Source organism: Schumannella soli (assembly GCF_006517435.1).
Lineage (GTDB): Bacteria > Actinomycetota > Actinomycetes > Actinomycetales > Microbacteriaceae > Schumannella > Schumannella soli.
Map to the genome: position 1 here is coordinate 1 of NZ_VHQG01000005.1, position 557 is coordinate 557.

The following is a 557-nucleotide window of genomic DNA, read 5'->3' on the forward strand; positions in this document are numbered from 1 at the left end:
CTCGGCGGTGCGAAGAACCACATGCTCGTCCTCCCCGACGCGGACCTCGACCTCGTCGCCGACAGCGCGATCAACGCCGGCTTCGGCTCCGCGGGCGAGCGCTGCATGGCCGTGAGCGTGCTGCTGGCGGTGGAGCCGGTCGCCGATGACCTGATCGAGAAGATCACGGAGCGCATCTCGAAGCTGCGCATCGGCGATGGCCGCCGCGAACCCGACATGGGCCCCTTGGTCACGGAGGCACACCGCGACAAGGTCGCCTCCTACATCGACATCGCCGCCGCGGATGGCGCGACGGTCGTCGTCGACGGCCGCGGCATCGACGTCGACGGCGAGAAGGACGGCTTCTGGCTCGGACCGACCCTGCTCGACAACGTCCCCACCACCTCCCGCGCGTACACGGAGGAGATCTTCGGACCCGTCCTGTCCGTCGTCCGCGTCGCCTCGTATGAGGAGGGTGTGGAGCTGATCAACTCGGGTCAGTTCGGCAACGGGACCGCGATCTTCACCAACGACGGCGGCGCCGCCCGCCGCTTCCAGACCGAGATCCAGGTCGGCAT

1 protein-coding gene is annotated in these 557 nt (G+C 68.8%); it reads left to right on the forward strand.

Features of this window, described 5'->3' with window-relative positions; translation table 11 throughout:
* Positions 1–557 (forward strand): aldehyde dehydrogenase family protein (locus tag FJ657_RS15105; RefSeq protein WP_141164859.1); only part of this gene is annotated, 557 nt, incomplete at both ends.